Below are 20,988 nucleotides of genomic sequence, written 5' to 3' on the forward strand. Positions count from 1 at the left end.
GGGGGTGAAGCAGCGGCGGATCGTCACATCGATCCGGTCTGCCGCACGTCGTGAACCTCGGCCGGCCGGATGGCGTGACGGCCCAGGATCTCCAGCGCGATGCGTTCGCGGGCGGCATCGCCGACATTGACCCACAGCAGGATGCCGCCCTTGTCGAGGTGTTGCAGCATCGGCTCGTTGCGCTTGTCGGTGATCCATTGCGACAGGAAGGACCCGGCCGCCCCGCTGCCGACACCCGCCGCAGCGGCAGCGGCGGCAGCGGCCAGAGCGGTGCCGCCGGTGGCAAGCACGGCACCGGTGGCGATGATGGCGCCGACATAGGCGGGGAAGCCGACCGCGGCCCCCTTGCCGCTGCCGACATCCTCCGGCGAAATGTAGGCCTGCCGCGGTGCGTCGGGGTCGTGGGCGAGGCTGCCGACGTCGCCCGGCACATCGCCCAGCCGCTCGCGGATCGTCTCGTCATTGGCCAGCAGGCTCAACTCATGGCGCTGGAAGCCCGCCAGCGTCAGGTCGTCGATGGCGTTCTGCAGGGCATCGCGGCTGTCGAAGACCGCCACGGCCTCGCGCACCGTCGCATCGGTGCCGGCGGTTCCGCTGTCTCCCGTCCAGGCACTGGAATCGATCGTGGTCGGGTTCTGGTCGCGGCTCTCGATCATGCCTCCACCCCTTCGCTTGGCAGGAAGTCCGAACAATCCGAATCCAACCGGAAAGCGGGGGCAAGGTTCCGCCCGGGGTCGCGAGGCGGGTTTCGATCACGGCCGCGATGCGGCCGGTGGAGGCACCGTGCCGCGCGGTTCCGGCATCGTCCCCAGGAACCACCACAGGCCCAGCCCGATCAGCATGGCCTTCACCAGCAGGAAAAGCGCGATGTGGCGGGCGAGCGGATTGCGGACCATGGGTTCAACCTGTCGATGCGGATCTGCCGGCGCAGGGTCTGGCGATGAAGGCCGATCTGGCAAAAGCACCGGTGTTCTGGCTAGTATCCGGCACCCATGCTGTCAAGGAAGGATACCCGCCATGAAGCGGCTCCTGCTCGCCACCCTGTTCGCCCCTCTGCTTGCGGCCGGCCTGTCCGTCGGCTCAGCCGCCCCGGCCCTCGCCCAGATCAGCCTGTTCCAGGACACCGGCCTGATGCAGGCGGTCAATGACGGCGACGTCACCAAGACGAAGGGCGCCCTGTTGCGGGGCGAGAACCCCAACCAGGCGGACATCCATGGCAAGACCGCCCTGCTGGCTGCCGTCGACCGCTCCAGCCCGGCCATCGCCGCCCTGCTGCTGGACAGCGGCGCCAACGTGAACCGCGCCGACAAGGCCGGCGTCACCCCGCTGCTGGCCGCTGCGGAGAGCGGCAATCCGGAACTGATCGACCTGCTGCTGAAGAAGGGCGCCAAGGTCGACATGGAGAACCGCGAAGGCATGACCCCGCTGATGGTCGCCGCCCGCAACGGCCGGGCCGACGTGGTGGACCGGCTGCTGAAGGCGGGGGCCAAGGTCGACCGTTCCGACTTCACCGGACGGACCGCGCTGAACTGGGCGCAGGAAAGCCGCAACTCGCGCGTAGGAACCTTGCTGCGCCAAGCCGGCGCCCGCTGACCCCCTTCCGCTGATCCTCTGCCCCGGAGACTCCATGTTCGGTTCGGCCTTCGGCGGTCCCGGTCCGCTGCTGCTTCTGCTGCTGGCGCTGGGGATCGACGCGCTGTTCGGCGACTGGCTGGACCGCATCCTGCCGGACCCGGCCGGGCTGGCGCGGCGCTTCTGCAACGCCGCCGATGCCCGGCTGAACCGGGCGGAGCGGGGCAAGTCGGCTCAAATGTTCCGCGGGGCGCTGGTGGTGCTGGCGCTGGTGCTCATCGCCGCCGCGGCTGGGCTGCTGGTGGAGTGGATCGGTTCCATCGGCCGCGGCTGGATGGTGGAGTTGCTGGCCCTGCTCTGCGGCCTGCGCGGCCGGGCGGCCTGGACCCGCGTTCGGGCGGTGCGCCGGGCGCTGGAAAGCGGCGGAGTCGTCGCCGGGCAGGAGGCGATCCAGTCGCTGACCCGCCGCCATGTCTATGGGCTGGACGAGCATGGCATCGCCCGCGCGGCGGTGGAGGCTGCCGCCCGCGCCTTCGACCGCAAGCTGGTGGCGCCGGTCTTCGGCTATGCCCTGCTCGGCGTGCCGGGCCTGTTCGTCTGGACCGCGATGGACGGCGCCGACGCCGCGCTCGGCAGCCCCGGCGTCCGCCATGGCCGCTTCGGATCGACCGCGGCGACGCTGGACGATGCGCTGAACGCCCTGCCCGCCCGTCTGGCCGGTCTGCTGCTGGCGCTGGCCGCCCCCTTCATCGGCACCGCCAAGGCCGGCGGCGCCTTGCGCGCTCTCGGCCGCGACGCGCGCAAGCATCCGTCGCTGAACATGGGCTGGCCCATCGCCGCGATGGCCGGCGCGCTGGGGCTGGCGCTGGGCGGCCCGCACCGCGACGGCGGCGTGGTCATCACCGAGAACTGGATCGGCGACGGCCGCGCCCGCGTCACCCCCGCCGACATCGGGCGAGCGCTCGCACTTTCCGCCGTCGCCTCCCTGCTGCTGGTCGGGCTGGTGGCGCTGCTGTTGTGGGGCGTGGCCGGGATCTGAGGTGCCGCAACCCTGTGCCGCAGCCCTGCGCCCCGGACACGGCAATGTCCCGTCCTTGTCAGGCCACCGCCCGCGTCCCGTCCATATACTAGTATGGCGAAGCAGGGAAAGCGGGGGCGATGAGTACGGGAGAGAGTGCGCCGGCTGCGGCTGAGGCTGCGCCGGCGGAAGCGACTTTGGCGGAAAATACTTTGGCCGAGCGGGCCCTGGCGGAACGGCGGTCGGGCCGGGCCGGCATTTTCTGGATGATGCTGACGACGCTGCTGTTCGTCACCCAGGACGCCACCATCCGGGTTCTGACCAAGAGCTATCCGGTGGTGGAGGTCGCCTGGGCGCGTTTCGCCGTGCACATGCTGCTGGTGGGCACGGTCGTCGCGTGGCGCAGCCCGCATCTGATGGTGTCGCACCGGCTGCCGCTGCAACTCGTCCGCTCCTGCCTGCTGCTGGCGACCACGCTGTTCGCCGTGCTGGCCCTGCGCAGCATCCCGTTCGCAGAGGTGCAGGCGATTGCCGCCGCCGTGCCGGTCCTGATCACGGCGCTGTCGGTGCCCTTGCTGGGCGAGAAAGTCGGCTGGCGGCGCTGGGTTGGCGTGCTGGTCGGGATGGCCGGCGCCCTGATCATCGTCGGGCCGGTGGGCGGCACCTTCCAATGGGCGCTGGCCCTGCCGCTGGCCGCGGCCTTCAGCAACGCGCTGTACCAGATCGCCACCCGCAAGCTGCGGGGCGCGGACTCGCCGACGACCACCATCTTCTACACCGGCATGGCCGGGACGGTCGCCTGCACGCTGGCCCTGCCCTTCAACTGGGTGACGCCCGACCTGACGGGCGCGGCGCTGATGATCCTGCTGGGGACGCTGGGCGGCATCAGCCATTTCTGCCTGATCCGCGCCTACAGCGCCGCCCCGGCCGCCACCGTGGCGCCCTTCGGCTACACCACGCTGGTGTGGGCGGCGGTCTATTCGCTGATGCTGTTCGGCGAGGAGCTGCGCCTGTCGACGATCCTCGGCACCGCCGTCATCGTCGGCAGCGGCGTCTACATCTTCTATCGCGAACAGATGCGGTCGCGGCAGTCCTCCTGAACCGTCGGGCCGGCAGCCGTCAGGCGGCCTGCGGCCCGACATCCTCCACCATGTAGAACGGTCCCCGCCGGTCGCGCTCGACCCGCAGGATGAAGCGGCTGATCCCGCCGGCCTTGATCGTCCAGAGATCGCCAGCCCCATCCAGCGGGCGAAGCTCCAGCTCGTCCGGCACCGGCGCCTCGCCCAGCCGCTTGAGGATGCGGTCGGCGCGGGTGCGGTCGATGCCGGGTAGGCTTTCGACGGCGCGGGCATCGAAGCGGTCGCTCTTCACATAGCGGGTGCCGGCGCCCTGGATCGGGCTGGACGGCCGGCCGGGCTGCATCCGCGCCCGCGCCGCCATCAGCCGCCAGCGGGCAGTGCCGCAGGCATGGATCGCGGCGGCATGGACCGCGGCGACCCGCTCGATCAACTCGGGGAACAGCGGCATCAGCTCGCGGCGCTTGTAGGCCACGCGGCTCATCAACTCATGAATCGAGCGCTCGCTCGCCGCGGCGGCGTCCGGCAACTCCACCGTCTCCGCCGCCAGCAGGGCCGGGATGGCGTCGAGCGCCGCCCTCGCCACCAACGCCTCGATGCCGGCCAGCGCCGCCGCCCCTGCCGCAGCGGTGCGGGCGATGGCATCGGCGACCACCGGCCGGGCACGGTCGAGCGCCTCCGTCCTCGGCACCTCGCCGGACAGGGCGGACAGCCAGCCGGCGTCGAACAAAGCGTTGTGGGGAAAAGGAAGAAAGGCGCTCAATCGCTCAAAACCCGGTCGGTGACGCTCAGCCGTCCGCGCGCATGCGGGCGACGATCGCCTCCAGTACCTCTTCGGCCCGGTCGTTGTCGACCTGGCAGGTTCCGGCCGCCTGATGGCCGCCGCCGCCATACTGGAGCATCAACGGGCCGATGTCCGTCTTGGAACTGCGGTCCAGGATCGACTTGCCGCAGGCCAGCACGGTATTCTGCTGCTTCAGGCCCCACAGGACATGGATCGACACGTTGGTGTCGGGGAACAGCGCGTAGATCATGAAGCGGTTGCCGGCATAGATCGTTTCCTCCTTGCGGAGGTCGAGCACGACGATGTTGCCATGCACGGTGGCGCAGCGCTTCAGCTGGTCGACGAACAGCTCGGCATGCTGGGTGTAAAGCTCCACCCGCTCCTTCACGTCGGGCAGATCCAGGATCTGCTCGATGGTATGGCTGCGGCAATAGTCGATCAGATCCATCATCAGCTGGTAGTTCGACACCCGGAACTCGCGGAAGCGGCCCAGGCCGGTCCGCGCGTCCATGATGAAGTTCAGCAGGGTCCAGCCGGTCGGGTTCAGGATGTCCTCGCGCTGATACTGCGCCGAGTCGGCCTGATCGACCGCTTCCATCATCTCGTCGGAGATGGTGGGAAAACGCTCCTTCCCGCCATAGTAATCATAGACGACGCGGGCGGCCGACGGCGCCTTGGGGTCGATGATGTGGTTGGGCTTCTCGCCGACGCGCATGGTTTCCGACAGGTGATGGTCGAACACCAGATGGGCGCCGTCGACGTAAGGCAGGTTGGTGGTGATGTCGCGGTCGGTGATCTCGATCTTGCCGTCCTGCATGTCCTTGGGATGGACGAACTTGATCTCGTCGAGGATGCCCAGCTCCTTCAACAGGACGGCGCAGACGAGCCCGTCGAAATCGGACCGGGTGACAAGGCGGTACTTCGCGGCGTCGGACATGCAAGAATCCCCTGGCGACCGTCATGATTGAGCGCGTGCCGGAAGGGTAGTCGCCTACCCCTTCGGCGCGCAATCCTTTACCAGAGACCCGCTCGCGAGATCAGCCCCAGATCAGCCCCAGGGGCCACGGCGGTTCTGCGGCATGAAGCCGCCCTGGCCGCCTTGCGGCGGCGCACCCCAGGGCGAGCGGCCGTCGCGCGGCGGGGTCTGGCCACCCCCGAAGCCGCCACCGCCGAGCCCGCTGCTGAAGCTGCCGGTCCGGGCAGCCATCGCGCGGAGCCGCGCCACCCGCTCGCCCATGTCGGGGTGGGTGGAGAACAGGCTGGCCATGCTGGCACCGCTGAGCGGGTTGGCGATGAACAGGTGGGCGGTCGCCGGGTGCGCCTCCGCCTGATAATTGGGGATGTGGTTGGCGCTGTTGTGGATGTTGGTCAGCGCGTCGGCCAGCCAGTTGGGACGGCCGCAGATCTCCGCGCCGATGCGGTCGGCCTCGAACTCGCGGGTGCGGCTGATCGCCATCTGCACCAGCGTCGCGGCGATGGGGGCGAGGATGGCGGCGAGGATCGCCCCGACCATGCCCAGCGGGTTGCCGCCGCGCTCGTCGTTGCTGGAGCCGCCGAAGAACAGGCCGAAATTGCCGAGCATCGACACCGCGCCGGCAATGGTCGCGGTGATCGTCATGATCAGGGTGTCGCGGTTCTTCACATGGGCCAGCTCATGCGCCATCACGCCGGCGATCTCCTCCGGCGTCAGGCGCTGCAACAGGCCGGTGGTGGCGGCGACCGCCGCATGGTCCGGGTCGCGGCCGGTGGCGAAGGCGTTGGGCTGGTCGTTCTGGATGATGTAGACGCGCGGCATCGGCAGGCCGGCGCGTTCCGCCAGCCGGGCGACGATGCCGTGGAACTCGGGGGCGGAATAGGCGTCGACCTCGCGGGCGCCATACATCGACAGCACCATGTCGCCCGAATTCCAGTAGCTGAACAAATTCATGCCCAGCGCCATGACGAAGGCGATGATCAGGCCGGTCTTGCCGCCCAGCAGGAAGCCGACCGCCATGAAGATCGCCGTCAGGCCGGCAAGGAGGATGGTGGTCTTCAGATAGCTGGTCATGATGGCCATATCGGTTCAGGATGGGCCGAAGCGGGGTAACCCGCTCCGATCCCGGACATGATCCAGATATGGGTCCGGGGCGCGCCCGCGTTCAAGATGCCTGACAGGATGCCCACAGTTTCGCGATGGACATGATGACCGAACCGACAAAGCCGCAGCAGGACGCCGCCGAGACGGTGCCCGACACCACGGAAGCCAAGGGGCCGGAACAGAAGCCGGGCGAGATCGGCGGCCCGAAGGGGCCGGAGCCGACCCGCTACGGCGACTGGGAGTTCAAGGGACGCTGTTCGGACTTCTGAGCGGAGAGCGACCGCCCCCGGTCACTCCATCCGCCGGCCGGTCACCGCGTCGAACAGGTGCAGGGCGCCGTCCTGCGGGGTGACCGTCAGCCGGTCGCGCTCGCGCACGGTGGGGATGCCGGCCATGCGGACGAGCAGGCTTTCGCCGTCCGGCAGACGGCCATAGACCACGGTGTCGGCGCCCAGCGCCTCGACCAGTTCGATCTCGATGGAGAAGCCTCCGGAGAACCCCTCTGCGGCGACGGCCATGTGCTCCGGCCGGATGCCGAGCTTCACCGGACGGCCCGCGTCGGTCGGGCGCGCCTGCGGCAGGGCAAGGCGCTGGCCGCCGGGCAGCAGCACCGCCTCGCCGCGGTCGTCGATGCGGCCGTCCAGCACATTCATCGGCGGCGAGCCGATGAAGCCGGCAACGAACAGGCTGGCCGGACGCTGGTAGACCTCCAGCGGCGTGCCGATCTGCTCGGCCACGCCATGGTTCATCACCAGGATGCGGTCGGCCAGCGTCATCGCCTCGACCTGATCGTGGGTGACGTAGAGGCTGGTGATGCCGAGCCGGTCCTGAAGCCGCTTGATCTCCACCCGCATCTGGGTGCGCAGCTTGGCGTCCAGGTTCGACAGCGGCTCGTCGAACAGGAAGGCGGCCGGCTCGCGCACGATGGCGCGCCCCATGGCGACGCGCTGGCGCTGGCCGCCCGACAACTGGCTCGGCCGGCGGTCGAGGAAGCGGCCGAGTTCGAGGATGTTCGCCGCCTTGTCGACGCGCGCCCGGATTTCCGCCTTCGGAATCCCGCGGATCTTCAGGCCGTAGGCCATGTTGTCGAAGACCGTCATGTGCGGATAGAGCGCGTAGTTCTGGAACACCATCGCGATGTCGCGATCCTTGGGGTCCAGATGGTTGACCACGCGCCCGCCGATGGCGATCTCGCCGCCGGTGATGCCTTCCAGCCCGGCGACCATGCGCAGCAGGGTGGACTTGCCGCAGCCCGACGGGCCGAGCAGGACCAGGAATTCCCCGTCCTGGATCGCGATGTCGATGCCCTTGATCGCTTCGACCGGGCCGTAGGACTTGCGGACGTTGCGGATTTCAACGGTTGCCATTGTTCTTCTTTCCCTTCGCCCGCGCTTATTTTTCGCTGTCCACAAGACCTTTGACGAACCAGCGCTGCATGAACACCACCACCGCCACCGGCGGAAGCATCGCCAGCACCGTGGTCGCCATGATGATGTGCCAGTCGTTGGCCGATTCGCCGGTGCCGATCATCTTGGTGATGCCGGTCACGATGGTTTCCATGTCGCCGCTGCTGGTGACCAGAAGCGGCCAGAGATACTGGTTCCAGCCATAGATGAAGAGGATGACGAACAGCGCTGCGATGTTGGTGCGCGACAGCGGCAGCACCACGTCGATGAAGAAGCGCACCGGACCGGCGCCGTCGATCTTCGCCGCCTCCAGCAGTTCGTCCGGAATGGTCAGGAAGAACTGGCGGAACAGCAGGGTCGCGGTGGCCGACGCGATCAGCGGGATGGCCAGCCCGGCATAGGTGTTGATCAGGCCCAGGTCGGCGACGACCTTGTAGGTCGGGATGATCCGCACCTCCACCGGCAGCATCAGCGTGATGAAGATCAGCCAGAAGAAGGCCATGCGCAGCGGAAAGCGGAAAAAGGCCACCGCATAGGCCGACAGGATGGAGATGGCGATCTTGCCCAGCGCGATGGACAGCGCCATCACCAGGCTGTTCAGCATCATGGTGCGGACGGGCGTGTACATGGCGCGGTCGCCGGCCTCGCCCACCCAGGCCTGGGCGTAGTTGGTCACCCCCTGCCCGCCCGGCCACAGCGGCAGGCCGCCGCGGCCGATGGTGCCGGAATCCCAGGTGGAGCCGATCAGCGTCACATAGATCGGATAGGCGAAGATCAGGACGCCGACGATCAGGACGATGTGCGGCAGCAGATCGATGAAACGGGTCGGCTTCATGAGTAGTGGACCTTGCGCTCGACGAAGCGGAACTGCACCGCGGTCAGCGCGATGACGATCACCATCAGGATCACCGACTGGGCCGACGATCCGCCGAGGTCGTTGTTGACGACGCCGTCCTGATAGACGCGGAAGATCAGCGTCTCCGTAGCTTTGCCTGGCCCGCCCTGGGTCAGCGCATGGATGGTGCCGAAGGTTTCGAAGAAGGCGTAGACCATGTCGACCACCAGCAGGAAGAAGGTAGTCGGCGACAGCAGCGGGAAGGTGATGGTCCAGAACCGCCGCACCGGACCGGCACCGTCGATGCTGGCCGCCTCCATCACCGAGCGCGGGATCGCCTGCAATCCGGCCAGGAAGAAGATGAAGTTGTAGGACACCTGCTTCCAACTGGCGGCCATGATCACCATCGTCAGCGCCTGCCCGCCGTTCAGCCGGTAATCCCAATCATAGCCCAGCGCCCGCAGCGCCCGGCCGAAGGATCCGATGTCGGGGTTGAAGATGAACATCCACAGCACCGCCGCGACGGCCGGGGCCAGCGCGTAGGGCCAGATCAGCATCGTCTTGTAGGCCCGCGCGCCCTTGATCTTCGAATCGGCCAGCACCGCCAGCAGCAGCGCCAGCCCCATCGCCAGCACGGTCACCGCCAGGCTGAAGACGACCGTGACCTTCAGCGTGTCGAGATAGTTCGGGTCGCCCAGCACATTGGTGAAGTTCTCGAACCAGACGAACTCGCTGCGGATGCCGAAGGCATCCTGCAGGTGCACCGACTGCCAGATCGCGTTGGCTGCCGGCCAGATGAAGAACACCAGCGTCACGGCCACCTGCGGCGCCAGCAGCAGGTAGGGCAACAGCCGGTTGTCGAAGGTGACGCGACGCTGCAAAGGATGGTCTTTCGTGAATGGTAAACAGCGCAATCCTTCCCCCGCCACCGGGCGGGGGAAGGACGTTGCAGACGGGATCAGCCCTTGTTGGCGCGCTCGAAGTTGCGCAGCACGGTGTTGCCGCGCTTGATCGAGGCGTCGAGCGCCTGCTTGGCGTCCTGCTGGCCCTGGAAGGCCTTCTCAAGCTCTTCCTGGATGATGTTGCGGATTTCAGGCAGGTTGCCCAGGCGCAGGCCCATGCTGTTCTCGGTGGTCGGCGTCCGGGTCAGCTGGGCGGCCGGCACGTCGGCGCCGGGGTTCTTCTCGTAATAGCCCTGCGCCTTGGCGAGTTCGAAGCCCTTCATCGTCACCGGGACGTAGCCGGTGTCCATGTGCCACTTGGCATCGACCTCGGGCTTGGCGAGGTAGGTGAAGAACTGCGACACCGCCTTGTATTCGGCCGGCGTGCGCTTGGGCGAGGTCATCACCCAGAAGGCGGCGCCGCCGATGATGCTGTTCTTCGGGCCGTCCTTGGCGAATTCCGGCCAGTAGGGCAGCGGAGCGGCACCCCAGGCGAAGGTCGCCTCCTTCAGGATGCGGCTGCGCAGGCCCGACGAGGCGTGGATCATCGCGCATTCGCCCGACGGGAACAGGGCGTCGGGCTTGTTGTCGCGGCCGCCATACTTGAACAGGCCGTCCTTCTGCATGTCGATCAGCGTCTGGACATGCTTGACGTAGAGCGGGGCGTCGATCTTCAGCTCGGCGTTCAGGCCGCCGAAGCCGTTGCCCTGGCTGGCGAAGGGCGTGTTGTGGATGGCGCCCAGCTGTTCGAACTGTGCCCACACCGGCCAGGCGGTGGTCAGCGGGCAGGTGGAGCCGGACGCCTTCAGCTTCTTCGTCGCCTCGATCATCTCCGGCCAGGTCGCCGGCGGCTTATTGGGATCGAGGCCGGCCTTCTGGAAGGCGTCCTTGTTGTAGAACATGATGGTGCTGGAGCTGTTGAACGGCAGCGCCATCATCTTCCCGTCCTTGGACGAGTAGTACCCCTTCACCGCCGGGATGTAGGCGTCGGCGTCGAAGGACGCGCCCGTCTCCTGCATCAGCTGGTAGACCGGCTTCACCGCCGGACCGGCGGCCATCATGGTGGCGGTCCCGACCTCGAACATCTGCACGATGTGCGGCGCGTTGCCGGCGCGGAAGGCGGCGATGGCCGCCTGCATCGTCTCCGGATAGCTGCCCTTGTAGGAGGCGTTGACCTGGACCGCCTGCTGGCTGTCGTTGAAGTCCTTGGCGATCTGCTCCAGCTGGCCGCCCAGCGGCTGCGGCAGGCCGTGCCAGAAATCGATCACGGTCTTCTGCTGCGCGAGAGCCGAGCCCGGCAGTGCGGCGGCGAACAGCAGGGCGGAGGTGGCGGCGGCGCCCGACAGGAGGGCAAGCTTGCGGCGGGTCAACATGCGGTGGGTCTCCCTATCCCGGTATGGTTCGCGGTTGTCATGAGGGCAACGGGTTGCCGTCCGGCGACGCTTTCGTGAAGTTTTGGTGGCAATCGCAGAGGCCGCTGCACACGCCAATGTGCGCGACGTTGTGTGCGATTGCGAAAAAGACCGGCAGCGCGATGATCGCTTTCGAAACTGTTTGGTTGCTCTAACCGTCACACTGCGCACGCATACGCGGGTCTGTCAAGACGCCGCATTACAGTTTTATGACGTGAAAATCGCAGCGATGGAATGTTGCAGAGCGAAAACGCGCAAGTGCGGAACGGCTAACGCTGACAGACGGCATCCGGCCAGCGGGCGGACGGCAGGGAACCGGCCCGTCCGGCCATCAGGCTGCGGCTCAGCAGGCGGCGCAGGGCGGCCGGATCGCAGGGTTTATGGACCAGGGGAAAGCCGCTGCGGTCGACGCTGCGCAGCCGGTCGGGATCGGTGTCGCCGGTGACGATGACGCCCGGCACCCGCCGGCCGCAGCGGGCACGGACCGCCTGGATGGCGTCGATGCCGGTCTCCGGCCCCGACAGGCGCAGGTCGGACAGCACGAGGTCGGGCGCCGCCGCACCGCCCTCCAGCCCGGCACAGGCTTCGTCGATGCCGCGGGCGGGGATGACCGCATAGCCCCAGCCGCGCAACAGCAGCCCGATCCCCTCAAGCTGCACCGCGTCGTCCTCGATCACCAGCACCGTGCCGGTCTCCATGGGTGTGGCAGCGGCGAAGGACGACTGGCCGGCCACCGGCTCCGGCTCGCTGTCGCCGGAGTTGTCGCCCGAGCGGTCGCCGTCATTGCCGGCCAGCGGCACCTCCACTGCAAAAACGGAGCCCTTGCCGAGCCTGGAGCGCACCGTCACCGGATGCCCCAGCACCTGCCCCAGCCGACGCACGATGGCGAGGCCTAGGCCAAGCCCCTGCTTGCGGTCGCGCCCCGGATTGCCGAGCTGGTGGAAATCCTCGAAGATCACGGCATGGTTGGACGGGTCGATGCCGACACCGGTGTCCCACACCTCGATGCGCAGGAACTCGCCGCGCCGCCGCGCCGCCAGCAGGACGCCGCCCTTCAGCGTGTAGCGCAGGGCGTTGGCCATGATCGGCCGCAGCAGCCGCTCCATCAGCGCCGGGTCGCTGGTGATGTCGGCGTCGAACGGGTGGATGTTGAGGCGCAGGCCCTTCGTCTCCGCCTCCGGGCCGAACTCCTCCAGCATCTTGGCGAACAGTTCGTCGACCGGGAAGGTCTGCGGCTTGGCGGTGACCAGCCCGGCCTCCAGCGCCGAGACCTCCAGCAGGGCGCGCAGCAGCGCCTCGCCGCCGAGGATCGCCTGCTCCAGCTTGTTCGCCAGCTCGATGGAGGCCGGATCGGTCAGCCGGCCGCTCAGCAGATGGTGGAACAGGTGCATCGCCTGGAAAGGCTGGCGCAGATCGTGGCTGGCCGCCGACAGGAACTTGCCCTTGGCGGTGCGGGCGCGCTCGGCATCGGCGCGGGCCTGTGCCGCCTCCGCCCTCGCTTCCGCCAGGGCGGCGGCCCCGGCATCGGCGACAAGAGCCACCGCGCCGGTGCGGCCATCGGCGTCCGGGACGGGCGTCAGCGCCAGCATGCAGGGAAAGCCGGGAAGCGGTCCGGTGGTTGAGGCCAGCGTACCGGTCGCCATCACCCGCCGCCGCAGTCCGTCGATCCCTTCGGCCGTTTCGGCCGGCAGCCCGGCCTCTGCCAGCGACAGCCCCTCCACCCCGCCCGGCGCATGGCCGGTCAGGGCGGCGAAGGCCGGATTCGCCACCAGCACGCGCCCGTCCTCGCCAAGCAGGGCCTGGGGAGAACCGTTGGCCGACAGCAGGGCGTCCAGCCAATCCTCACGTGACGGAGTTTTTCCAGGGATGAGGGGCATGGCATGTACTCGGCAATGCTAAGGGGGCGACCATAAGCAAACGAACATGTGAACCGGCAGCAAATGGGAGGTCTGGCGACCACCGCGTTACCTCTGCTTTATCTTGTGCCCCGATCGATCGTGTCAAATGTGACCTCAGTCGACCCCATAGGCAGGGATCGTTCGAAAGCCCTAATGCTTTAAGCCGAAACTGGGCCGCGGCACCATTCCGACAAAGGGCGGAGGATGCTTCCGCAGCCGGCGCCGGCCGCGCTATAAGACGGCATGGTGCAACGCCTCCCCGCCCTTTTGCGTCGCCGCAAGCGATCCGCCGCCCGGCCGCCCCAGCCGCCCCGCGCGCTGGAGATATCCGGCCTGCCGATTCCGCTGGAGCTGCGGGAAAGCGCGCGCGCGACCCGCATGACCCTGCGGGTCGATGCCGGGCGCGGGCTGGTCCAGGTGGTGGTGCCGGTCGGCGTGTCGGAAACCGATGCCCGCCAGTTCGTCGGCCGGCATGACGGCTGGCTGCGGGCGCGGCTGGCGGCGATGCCGCCGTCCCTGCCCTTCGCCGACGGCGCCAGCGTGCCCTATCTCGGCATCGAGCATGTCATCCGCCACGACCCTGCCATGCGCGGCCCGACGCGGATCGAGGATGGCGCCCTGCTGGTCGGCGGCCAGCCGGACCATGTCTCCCGCCGCATCCGCGATTTCCTGACCGCGGAGGCCAAGCGCGAGCTGGCGACCCGTGCCCGGCTGAAGGCCGCGACCATCGGCGCCCGCGTGGCGGCGGTCACGATCCGCGACACCAAAAGCCGCTGGGGCAGCTGTTCGTCCACCGGCCGGCTGTCCTTCTCCTGGCGGCTGATCCTGACGCCGGAACCGGTGCTGGATTATGTGGTCGGGCATGAGGTGGCCCATCTGCGCGAGATGAACCACTCGCCGCGCTTCTGGGCGCTGTGCGCCAGCCTGACGGACGGCAGCGGCGTGGACTGGCCGCGGGCCTGGCTGAAGGCGAACGGCACGCGGCTGCTGCGGTACGGGTGACGCCCGGCCCCCGATCGACCGCCTAACCCACCGGTTCGGCCACCCGCGGCTCGGCTGCGGCGGCATCGCGCCGGACGAACTCCAGGAAATCCTCGTAGGGCATCGGACGGCCCAGCAGATAGCCCTGGCACTGGTCGCAGCCCATCTCGGCGAGGCAGCCATACTGCTCCTCCGTCTCCACCCCTTCGGCCAGCGTCTGCATGCGCAAGCTGCGCGCCATGCCGATGACCGCCTCGGCGATGGCGCCGCTGTCCGGGTTGCCGGCGCGCAGGCCGCTGACGAAGCTGCGGTCGATCTTCAGCTTGTCGACGCGGAAGCGCTTCAGATAGGCCAGCGAGGAATAGCCGGTGCCGAAATCGTCGATGGCGACCGGCACGCCCAGCTCGCGCAGCCGCGCGAAGGTTTCCGACACCACGTCGGACTCGTCCATCAGGACGCTTTCCGTCACCTCCAGCTCCAGGGCCGAGGGCGGGATGCCGTAGGCCGACAGCCAGCCGGCCACCCGCTCCGCCAGTCCCGGACGGCGCACCTGCACCGCCGACAGGTTGACGGCGATCAGCAGATCGTGGTGGCGCAGCAGCTCGGCCGCGCGGCGGCAGGCCTCGCCCAGCACCCAATCGCCCAACGGCAGGATCAGGCCGGTATCCTCGGCCACCGGAATGAACTGGCCGGGCATGATCAGCGTGCCGTCGGGCTGGCGCCAGCGCACCAGCGCCTCCGCCCCGATCAGCCGGCGGCCGTCCATGGAGAACTGCGGCTGGAAATGCAGCTCCAGCTCGTTGTTGGCGAGCGCCCGGCGCAGGTTGCTTTCGGTCCACATCCGGTCGGAGGCGCGGCGGTTCAGCTCCGGCGTGAAGAACTGGTAGGTGGCGCGTCCGGCCTCCTTCGCGGCATACATCGCCATGTCGGCGCTTTTCAGCAGCCCGTCGATGCCGGTGCCGTCGTCGGGGTAGATGGCGATGCCGATGGAGGGCGTGACCTGCAACTCGTGCCCGTCGATCAGATAGGGTTCCGACAAAGCGTGCAGAACCTTGCGCGCGACGATGCCGGCGGCGTCGGGGCCGTCCATGTCGTTGATCAGGATGATGAACTCGTCGCCGCCCTGGCGGCTGACGGTGTCGCTCGCCCGCACGGTGGCGGTCAGCCGCCCGGCCACCTCGCGCAGCAGGTCGTCGCCGACCTGATGGCCCAGGCTGTCGTTGATCGTCTTGAAGCGGTCGAGATCGACGAACAGCAGCCCGACCCTGGTGCCGTGGCGCCCGGCGGCCAGCATGGCGCGCTCCAGCCGGTCGCGCAGCAGGAAGCGGTTGGGCAGGTCGGTCAGGAAATCGAACTGCGCCAGATGGCGGATACGCTCCTCCTGCGCGCGGGTCGCGGTGATGTCGCTGAAGGCGGCGATGTAGTTGGCGACGGCGCCGTCCTCGTTGCGGACCAGCTTGACGCTCAGCCACTCTGGAAACACCTCGCCGTTCTTGCGGGTGCTCCAGATCTCGCCGGCCCAATGGCCGCTCTCGCGCAGCTGAACCCACAAATCTTCGTAGAAGCCCGACGGGTTGCGGTCGGAGCGCAGGAAGTCGGGACCGCGGCCCAGCACCTCGTCGCGATCATAGCCGGTGATGCGGGAGAAGGCGTCGTTGGCGGCGACGATCTCCAGCTCTTCGTTGGCGACGAACATGCCCTCCGCCGCGTTGTCGAACACCTTGGCCGACAGGCGCAGCTGCCATTCCGCCCGCTTGCGCTCGCTGATGTCGCGGGCGATGGCCGAGTAATAGACGTCGCCCTCGTAGGTGATGCGGCTGGCGGTGACCTCAAGCTCCAGCGTGCGGCCGTCGGCGGTGCGGTAGGCGGTCTCGTAATGGCTGGCCGCATCCTCGCCCTCGGCGGCGAAGCGCTTCAGCAGGTCGGCCTGCCCCATCACGAGGTCTTCCAGCGTCCCGCCCAGGGCTTGGCAGCCGAAGGGATTGATGTAGGCGATGCGCAGGCCGGCGTCGGCGAGCACGACGATCTCCGACACATGGTCGATGAAGAAGTTGGCGAGATACAGCTGGCGCGCCCGTTCGCGCAGCATGCTGTCGCTGTGCCTGACCCGCAGCTGATAGCCGCCGACGATGCGCCGGATCCAGCCGGTGACCAGCCATGACACGCCGACCGACGCGGCCAGCGCCACGGCCAGCACCGCCACCGTGGTCCAGACGCGCTGGTTGACGCCGCGGCTGATCTCCGCCCGGCGGACCTCCATCTCCTTGCCGACATCGTCGATGTAGAAGCCGGCGACCAGGATCCAGCCCCAGACGCTGGGGGCCGAGACATAGGCCATCTTCGGCGTCGGCCGCGCGGTGACCGGGTGGATCCAGTCGTAGCGCAGTTCGCCGCCGCCCTGGCGTCCGAGTTCCAGCAGCCGGGTGACGAGGTCGCGCTCGGTCTTCCACGGCAGGTCGCGGGCGTTCATCCCCTCCGACGCCGGGGCGGTGGGCGACAGCAGCACCTGCCCGTCCTGGCGCAGCACGCCGACATAGCCGGTTTCCCCGAAGCGGAAGGCGCGCAGACGCTCCAGCGATTCGTGCTGCAACCGCGCCTCCACCGCCCCCAGCGCGTCGCTGGCGCCGATCACCCAGTCATAGGGTTCGAAACGGCGGACGAAGGCCAGCTTGTCCACCGCCGATCTGTCGCCGGTTTGGACCGGATCGTCCGGCATGCGCCAGCGATAGCGGGCGAAGCCGCGCAGGCTGGGATCCTGGACGGCCCGCATCAGCTCGCGCATCACGGCGGCCCCCTGCGGATCGGGGGCGGAGAAGGGAGAGGTCCCCTCCCGCGACGGGTCGACCGGCATCAGCACCGATTCGCCGTTCAGGTCGTTGATGAAGTAATAGCCGCGCCCGCCGGAGAAGCGCAGCGGCCGCAGCGTCTGCTTGATCGATTCCTTCACCGACGCTTCGGGCAGGATGTCCTTTTCCCGGTCATGGACGCTGCGGGCGATGGAATAGGCCTCGTCGACCTGGGCGCGCAGCTGTTCCTTCAGAAGCGGTTCGACGCGGGAGCGCATGTAGGCGAGGTAGGACTGCGCGTTCTCCACCTCCTGCACCAGGGCCTGATGCTGCTCCTCGACATAGCGCGCCTCGCTCTGCTGGAGGTCGTGCTCCAGGTCGGCCCAATGCTGCCAGACGAAGTAGAAGCCAAGCCCGAGGACGAGCGCCGACACCAGCGCCATCGACGCCAGGAATTGCAGGCGGTAGAGCCGGGCCTCGTCGGACGAGCGCGACGGCGCACGGACCAGCTCGGCGACGGGGTCGGACAAGAAGGGCTCCCTTCGGATGGCCTGTTCGGTGGAACTCGCGGAAACCGGCTGGGGCCGGTCCCGATGCGCTGTGCAAGTGTTGCTTAATGCTCGCGCGGATTCAACTGCAAGCAAATCAAATCCACCCGGGCGCGACTCTTTGACTGTTTTCCTCGCGTCTGGATGGACGACAGCGTACGGATCCGCATGTTGACAGGGAATTGACGGAAAGTGCGCCCGCGCAACGTTAGGCGCGGATTCCCTTAGGCTGGCAAGGATTCGCCCGTGAAGATTAATGCCGCCAACAGCGGAGCGGATCGGGCTGGGGGGCGGGCGGACGGATCGGGCCATCGCGAGGCTTTAAAACGCCCCCCGGCACCGCTATGGTCGCGCGCGCGTGCCGTCAGACCGCAGCCGCTCCTTTTCCAGCGCCAGCATCCTCCGGAGAGTGCCGATGATCCCCCGCTATACCCGCCACGAAATGGCCCGCATCTGGGAGCCGGAAAACCGCTTCCGCATCTGGTTCGAGATCGAGGCGCACGCCTGCGACGCGCAGGCCGAGCTGGGCGTGATCCCGAAGGAGGCCGCCAAGGCGGTGTGGGAGCGCGGCAAGTGGGAGATCGACCGCATCGACGAGATCGAACGCGAGACCCGGCACGATGTCATCGCCTTCCTGACCAACCTCGCCGAATATGTCGGTCCGGAAGCCCGCTTCGTCCACCAGGGCATGACCTCGTCGGACGTGCTGGACACCTGCCTCGCCGTCCAGCTGACCCAGGCCGCCGACCTGCTGCTGGCCGACATGGACGCCCTGCTGGCCGCGCTGAAGCGCCGGGCGTACGAGCACAAGAACACCGTCACCATCGGCCGCAGCCACGGCATCCATGCCGAGCCGACGACCTTCGGCCTGAAGCTGGCCGGCCACTACGCCGCCTTCGCCCGCGGGCGCGAGCGTCTGGTCCAGGCGCGCCAGGACATCGCCACCTGCGCCATCTCCGGCGCCGTCGGCACCTTCGCCAACATCGACCCGCGGGTGGAGGAGCATGTCGCCGCCAAGCTCGGCCTGTCGGTCGAGCCGGTGTCGACCCAGGTCATTCCGCGCGACCGCCACGCCTTCTTCTTCTCCGTGCTGGGCGTGATCGCGTCGAGCGTCGAGAATCTGGCGACGGAAATCCGCCACCTCCAGCGCACCGAAGTACGTGAGGCGGAGGAGTATTTCCACCCCGGCCAGAAGGGCTCGTCGGCGATGCCGCACAAGCGCAACCCGGTCCTGTCGGAGAACCTGACCGGGCTGGCCCGCATCGTGCGCTCCGCCGTCGTCCCGGCGCTGGAGAACGTGGCGCTGTGGCACGAGCGCGACATCTCCCACAGCTCGGTCGAGCGGATGATCGGTCCCGACGCCACCGTCACCCTGGACTTCGCCCTGGTGCGCCTGACCGGCATGATGGAAAAGCTGGTGGTCTACCCGGAGCGCATGCAGAAGAACCTGGACGACCTGGGCGGGCTGGTCTTCTCGCAGCGCGTCCTGCTGGCCCTGACCCAGGCCGGCATGAGCCGCGAGGACAGCTACAAGGCGGTGCAGCGTAACGCCATGCAGGTGTGGGAAAAGGGCGGCAACTATCTGGACCTGCTGTCGAACGACGCCGACATCGCCAAGCACATCGGCCGCGACAAGCTGGAGCCGATGTTCGACATGACCTACCACACCAAGCATGTCGACACGGTGTTCAAGCGCGTGTTCGGCGAATAACAGGCATCTCCTGTTGAACGAGGGGCATCCGGGCCGTTACGGCGTCTTCCGCAGGGCGGCAAAGACTTGCCGGTGGATGACAAACGGCCCGGCCGCACCTACTCTATTCCGATAAGCGTGTGCCCGGGCGGGGCAATCCTGAACAGAGCGAGGACCAGACCCATGGCGATGGAAGCCGCCACGATCGAAAAGCTCATCAAGGAGGGCATCCCGGACGCGGTCGTCGAGATCGCGGACCTGCGCGGCGACGGCGATCACTATGCCGCGCTCGTCACCTCCGCCGCCTTCAAGGGCAAGAGCCGGGTGCAGCAGCACCAGATGGTCTACGCATCCCTCCAGGGAAAGATGGGCGGCGAACTGCACGCCCTGGCGCTGACCACCGCGGTGCCTGAGGGCGCCTGACGCAAGGTGCCTGAGGGCGCCTGATCAAAGTTGCAACGGACAAGGCCCCGGCGCAGCCGGGCCTTAATCGGAAGGGTTATCAGGTCATGGTCGATCAGAACGTCGTCGAGCGCATCGAGCAGGACATCAAGAACAACGATGTCGTGCTGTACATGAAGGGGACCCCGGTGTTCCCGCAGTGCGGCTTCTCCGCCGCCGTCGTCCAGGTGCTGAGCCACACCGGCGTCAAGTTCAAGGGCGTCAACATCCTGGAGGACCCGGGCCTGCGCCAGGGCCTGAAGGAATACTCGAACTGGCCGACCTTCCCGCAGCTCTACGTCAAGGGCGAGCTGGTCGGCGGCTGCGACATCGTCCGCGAGATGTACGAGTCGGGCGAGCTGCAGACCCTGATGGCCGACAAGGGCGTCGCCACCGCCGCCTGACCGCAGCGCCGGTCCGGTGAGCAATGGAAAAGCCCCGCTCCGGCGGGGCTTTTCCATGCCCGGCACCTTTTCCATGCTGGGCACCGTCGATGCCCGACACCAGGATGACGTGCAGCGATGCCGGCCGCGCAGCCCGGCCATGCCCGGCGGCCCGCTGCCAGATTGCACAAACAATGTGCTAAACGGACGGTATGGCTCAGACCCCGCCGCCCGCCCAGGCCCCGACCTCCACAACCGCCGCGTTCGTCGCGGCGCTTGCCTCCTACCTGATCTGGGGGCTGGTCAACCCCGTCTTCTTCAAATCCCTGGGCGATGTCGGCGCGGTGGAGATCGTCGCCCACCGCGTGGTGTGGACCGTGGTGCTGGTCGGCGTCGGCGTGCTGGCGACCCGCGGGCCGGCGGCCGTCGTCGCCGCGGTCGGCAACTGGCGCCGGCTGGGCATTCTGGTGGTCACCACCCTGCTGGTCACCGTCAATTGGACCGTCTTCATCTGGGCGGTGGTGAACAGCCGGCTGGTCGAGGCCAGCCTGGGATACTTCATCAACCCACTGGTCAATGTGCTGCTGGGCGTGCTGTTCCTGAACGAACGGCTCAGCCGCGGCCGGATACTGGCGGTCGCCATCGCCGCGGCCGGCGTCGGCAGCCTCGTCGTCAGCTATGGCGCCGTGCCCTGGGTCGCGCTGTCACTGGCGCTGTCCTTCGGCTTCTACGCCCTGGTGCGCAAGAAGGCGGCGATCGATCCGGTGATCGGCCTGCTGGTGGAAACCGCCCTGCTGCTGCCGGCAGCGCTGGGCTATCTGCTGTGGCTGGGCAGCGATGGCGCCTTCGGCCATGGCTGGGGGGAGAGCACCCTGCTGGTGCTGGCCGGACCGATGACGGCGGTGCCGCTGGTGCTGTTCATGATCGGCGCGAGCAAGCTGACCATGACCACCCTCGGTCTGCTGCAATATGTCGGGCCGACCGGACAGCTTCTGCTGGGCGTGCTGGTCTATGGCGAGGCCTTCACCCACAGCCACGCCATCACCTTCGCCTGCATCTGGGTGGCCCTGGCCGTCTTCACCGCCGACGCGGTGCACAGCCACCGCGCCACCACCCGCGCCGCAGCAGCAGCGGAGTAGG

The 20,988-nt window shown here is 68.1% G+C and carries 20 protein-coding genes; 9 read left to right on the forward strand and 11 right to left on the reverse strand.

Annotated elements, in window-relative coordinates:
* Window positions 1–23: 23 nt before the first annotated feature.
* Entirely contained in the window at window positions 24–656 is a 633-nt protein-coding gene (locus VH569_RS06665) for a hypothetical protein (protein ID WP_423314663.1), read from the reverse strand.
* A 96-nt stretch (window positions 657–752) separates the two neighbouring features.
* On the reverse strand, window positions 753–896 hold the full coding sequence (locus tag VH569_RS06670) for a hypothetical protein (protein ID WP_423314664.1): 144 nt from the start codon (window positions 894–896) through the stop codon (window positions 753–755).
* Between the two features lie 121 nt (window positions 897–1,017).
* Between VH569_RS06670 and VH569_RS06675 the strand changes: the two genes are divergently transcribed.
* From VH569_RS06675 to VH569_RS06685, 3 genes are all read left to right on the forward strand, one after another.
* The gene (locus VH569_RS06675; RefSeq protein WP_423314665.1) at window positions 1,018–1,593 is read left to right on the forward strand and encodes an ankyrin repeat domain-containing protein; all 576 of its coding nucleotides are present in this window, start codon (window positions 1,018–1,020) and stop codon (window positions 1,591–1,593) included.
* A gap of 34 nt (window positions 1,594–1,627) precedes the next feature.
* Entirely contained in the window at window positions 1,628–2,611 is a 984-nt protein-coding gene (locus VH569_RS06680; RefSeq protein WP_423314666.1) for a cobalamin biosynthesis protein, read from the forward strand.
* A 191-nt stretch (window positions 2,612–2,802) separates the two neighbouring features.
* Window positions 2,803–3,690: a DMT family transporter gene (locus VH569_RS06685; protein ID WP_423314667.1), complete on the forward strand. Its 888-nt coding sequence runs from the start codon at window positions 2,803–2,805 to the stop codon at window positions 3,688–3,690.
* Between the two features lie 19 nt (window positions 3,691–3,709).
* Here the strand turns inward: VH569_RS06685 and VH569_RS06690 are convergent, their stop codons facing one another.
* The 3 genes from VH569_RS06690 to htpX all read right to left on the reverse strand — a co-directional run bounded on the left by VH569_RS06690 (window position 3,710) and on the right by htpX (window position 6,506).
* A complete protein-coding gene (locus tag VH569_RS06690) occupies window positions 3,710–4,429 on the reverse strand; it encodes a hypothetical protein (RefSeq protein ID WP_423314668.1) in 720 nt (239 codons plus the stop codon).
* Window positions 4,430–4,454: 25 nt separating this feature from the next.
* Window positions 4,455–5,387, reverse strand: a complete 933-nt coding sequence (locus VH569_RS06695; RefSeq protein WP_423314669.1) for an exopolyphosphatase — start codon at window positions 5,385–5,387, stop codon at window positions 4,455–4,457.
* A gap of 111 nt (window positions 5,388–5,498) precedes the next feature.
* The gene (htpX, locus tag VH569_RS06700) at window positions 5,499–6,506 is read right to left on the reverse strand and encodes a zinc metalloprotease HtpX (RefSeq protein ID WP_423314670.1); all 1,008 of its coding nucleotides are present in this window, start codon (window positions 6,504–6,506) and stop codon (window positions 5,499–5,501) included.
* 125 nt (window positions 6,507–6,631) lie between these two features.
* Here htpX and VH569_RS06705 point away from each other — a divergent pair, with 125 nt between their 5' ends.
* Window positions 6,632–6,796 carry a DUF1674 domain-containing protein gene (locus VH569_RS06705; RefSeq protein ID WP_423314671.1) on the forward strand — a complete coding sequence of 55 codons (165 nt, stop codon included), beginning with the start codon at window positions 6,632–6,634 and terminating at the stop codon, window positions 6,794–6,796.
* 21 nt (window positions 6,797–6,817) lie between these two features.
* On the opposite strand, the gene VH569_RS06710 is transcribed toward VH569_RS06705, so the two are convergent.
* From VH569_RS06710 to VH569_RS06730, 5 genes are all read right to left on the reverse strand, one after another.
* Window positions 6,818–7,894 carry a sn-glycerol-3-phosphate import ATP-binding protein UgpC gene (locus VH569_RS06710; protein WP_423314672.1) on the reverse strand — a complete coding sequence of 359 codons (1,077 nt, stop codon included), beginning with the start codon at window positions 7,892–7,894 and terminating at the stop codon, window positions 6,818–6,820.
* A 25-nt stretch (window positions 7,895–7,919) separates the two neighbouring features.
* Window positions 7,920–8,768, reverse strand: coding sequence for a sn-glycerol-3-phosphate ABC transporter permease UgpE (gene ugpE / locus VH569_RS06715; RefSeq protein WP_376958418.1), 849 nt, complete (start codon window positions 8,766–8,768; stop codon window positions 7,920–7,922).
* A complete protein-coding gene (ugpA, locus tag VH569_RS06720; RefSeq protein WP_109051278.1) occupies window positions 8,765–9,649 on the reverse strand; it encodes a sn-glycerol-3-phosphate ABC transporter permease UgpA in 885 nt (294 codons plus the stop codon). Before ugpA ends, ugpE begins: the two co-directional genes overlap by 4 nt.
* Window positions 9,650–9,726: 77 nt before the next feature.
* Complete coding sequence (ugpB, locus tag VH569_RS06725; RefSeq protein ID WP_423314673.1) at window positions 9,727–11,082, reverse strand: sn-glycerol-3-phosphate ABC transporter substrate-binding protein UgpB; 1,356 nt, start codon at window positions 11,080–11,082, stop codon at window positions 9,727–9,729.
* Window positions 11,083–11,390: 308 nt separating this feature from the next.
* Window positions 11,391–12,998: an ATP-binding protein gene (locus tag VH569_RS06730; RefSeq protein WP_423314674.1), complete on the reverse strand. Its 1,608-nt coding sequence runs from the start codon at window positions 12,996–12,998 to the stop codon at window positions 11,391–11,393.
* 264 nt (window positions 12,999–13,262) lie between these two features.
* Here VH569_RS06730 and VH569_RS06735 point away from each other — a divergent pair, with 264 nt between their 5' ends.
* On the forward strand, window positions 13,263–14,021 hold the full coding sequence (locus VH569_RS06735; RefSeq protein WP_423314675.1) for a M48 family metallopeptidase: 759 nt from the start codon (window positions 13,263–13,265) through the stop codon (window positions 14,019–14,021).
* Window positions 14,022–14,043: 22 nt separating this feature from the next.
* Here VH569_RS06735 and VH569_RS06740 read toward each other — a convergent pair whose 3' ends face one another.
* Window positions 14,044–17,316: a bifunctional diguanylate cyclase/phosphodiesterase gene (locus VH569_RS06740; protein ID WP_423314676.1), complete on the reverse strand. Its 3,273-nt coding sequence runs from the start codon at window positions 17,314–17,316 to the stop codon at window positions 14,044–14,046.
* 433 nt (window positions 17,317–17,749) lie between these two features.
* On the opposite strand from VH569_RS06740, the gene purB reads away from it, so the two are divergent.
* The 4 genes from purB (at window position 17,750) to rarD (ending at window position 20,987) form a co-directional block, all read left to right on the forward strand.
* On the forward strand, window positions 17,750–19,045 hold the full coding sequence (gene purB / locus VH569_RS06745; protein WP_109051283.1) for an adenylosuccinate lyase: 1,296 nt from the start codon (window positions 17,750–17,752) through the stop codon (window positions 19,043–19,045).
* Between the two features lie 162 nt (window positions 19,046–19,207).
* Window positions 19,208–19,447 (forward strand): BolA family protein, encoded by a 240-nt coding sequence (locus tag VH569_RS06750; protein WP_012973287.1) that lies wholly within the window; start codon window positions 19,208–19,210, stop codon window positions 19,445–19,447.
* 86 nt (window positions 19,448–19,533) lie between these two features.
* Entirely contained in the window at window positions 19,534–19,869 is a 336-nt protein-coding gene (gene grxD, locus VH569_RS06755; RefSeq protein WP_085088255.1) for a Grx4 family monothiol glutaredoxin, read from the forward strand.
* 191 nt (window positions 19,870–20,060) lie between these two features.
* On the forward strand, window positions 20,061–20,987 hold the full coding sequence (gene rarD, locus VH569_RS06760; protein ID WP_423314677.1) for an EamA family transporter RarD: 927 nt from the start codon (window positions 20,061–20,063) through the stop codon (window positions 20,985–20,987).
* The last annotated feature ends 1 nt before the right edge of the window (window position 20,988 follow it).

Origin of the sequence: Azospirillum sp. 11R-A (assembly GCF_049472615.1) — a bacterium.
In the GTDB taxonomy this organism is placed as follows: domain Bacteria; phylum Pseudomonadota; class Alphaproteobacteria; order Azospirillales; family Azospirillaceae; genus Azospirillum; species Azospirillum palustre.

Bases quoted from the DNA above. Each gene is read 5' to 3' on its own strand.
- VH569_RS06665 (WP_423314663.1), bottom strand. From the start codon at position 656: ATGATCGAGAGCCGCGACCAGAACCCGACCACGATCGATTCCAGTGCC.
- VH569_RS06670 (WP_423314664.1), bottom strand. From the start codon at position 896: ATGGTCCGCAATCCGCTCGCCCGCCACATCGCGCTTTTCCTGCTGGTG.
- VH569_RS06675 (WP_423314665.1), top strand. From the start codon at position 1,018: ATGAAGCGGCTCCTGCTCGCCACCCTGTTCGCCCCTCTGCTTGCGGCC.
- VH569_RS06680 (WP_423314666.1), top strand. From the start codon at position 1,628: ATGTTCGGTTCGGCCTTCGGCGGTCCCGGTCCGCTGCTGCTTCTGCTG.
- VH569_RS06695 (WP_423314669.1), bottom strand. From the start codon at position 5,387: ATGTCCGACGCCGCGAAGTACCGCCTTGTCACCCGGTCCGATTTCGAC.
- htpX (WP_423314670.1), bottom strand. From the start codon at position 6,506: ATGGCCATCATGACCAGCTATCTGAAGACCACCATCCTCCTTGCCGGC.
- VH569_RS06705 (WP_423314671.1), top strand. From the start codon at position 6,632: ATGACCGAACCGACAAAGCCGCAGCAGGACGCCGCCGAGACGGTGCCC.
- VH569_RS06710 (WP_423314672.1), bottom strand. From the start codon at position 7,894: ATGGCAACCGTTGAAATCCGCAACGTCCGCAAGTCCTACGGCCCGGTC.
- ugpE (WP_376958418.1), bottom strand. From the start codon at position 8,768: ATGAAGCCGACCCGTTTCATCGATCTGCTGCCGCACATCGTCCTGATC.
- ugpB (WP_423314673.1), bottom strand. From the start codon at position 11,082: ATGTTGACCCGCCGCAAGCTTGCCCTCCTGTCGGGCGCCGCCGCCACC.
- VH569_RS06730 (WP_423314674.1), bottom strand. From the start codon at position 12,998: ATGCCCCTCATCCCTGGAAAAACTCCGTCACGTGAGGATTGGCTGGAC.
- VH569_RS06735 (WP_423314675.1), top strand. From the start codon at position 13,263: ATGGTGCAACGCCTCCCCGCCCTTTTGCGTCGCCGCAAGCGATCCGCC.
- purB (WP_109051283.1), top strand. From the start codon at position 17,750: ATGATCCCCCGCTATACCCGCCACGAAATGGCCCGCATCTGGGAGCCG.
- VH569_RS06750 (WP_012973287.1), top strand. From the start codon at position 19,208: ATGGCGATGGAAGCCGCCACGATCGAAAAGCTCATCAAGGAGGGCATC.
- grxD (WP_085088255.1), top strand. From the start codon at position 19,534: ATGGTCGATCAGAACGTCGTCGAGCGCATCGAGCAGGACATCAAGAAC.
- rarD (WP_423314677.1), top strand. From the start codon at position 20,061: ATGGCTCAGACCCCGCCGCCCGCCCAGGCCCCGACCTCCACAACCGCC.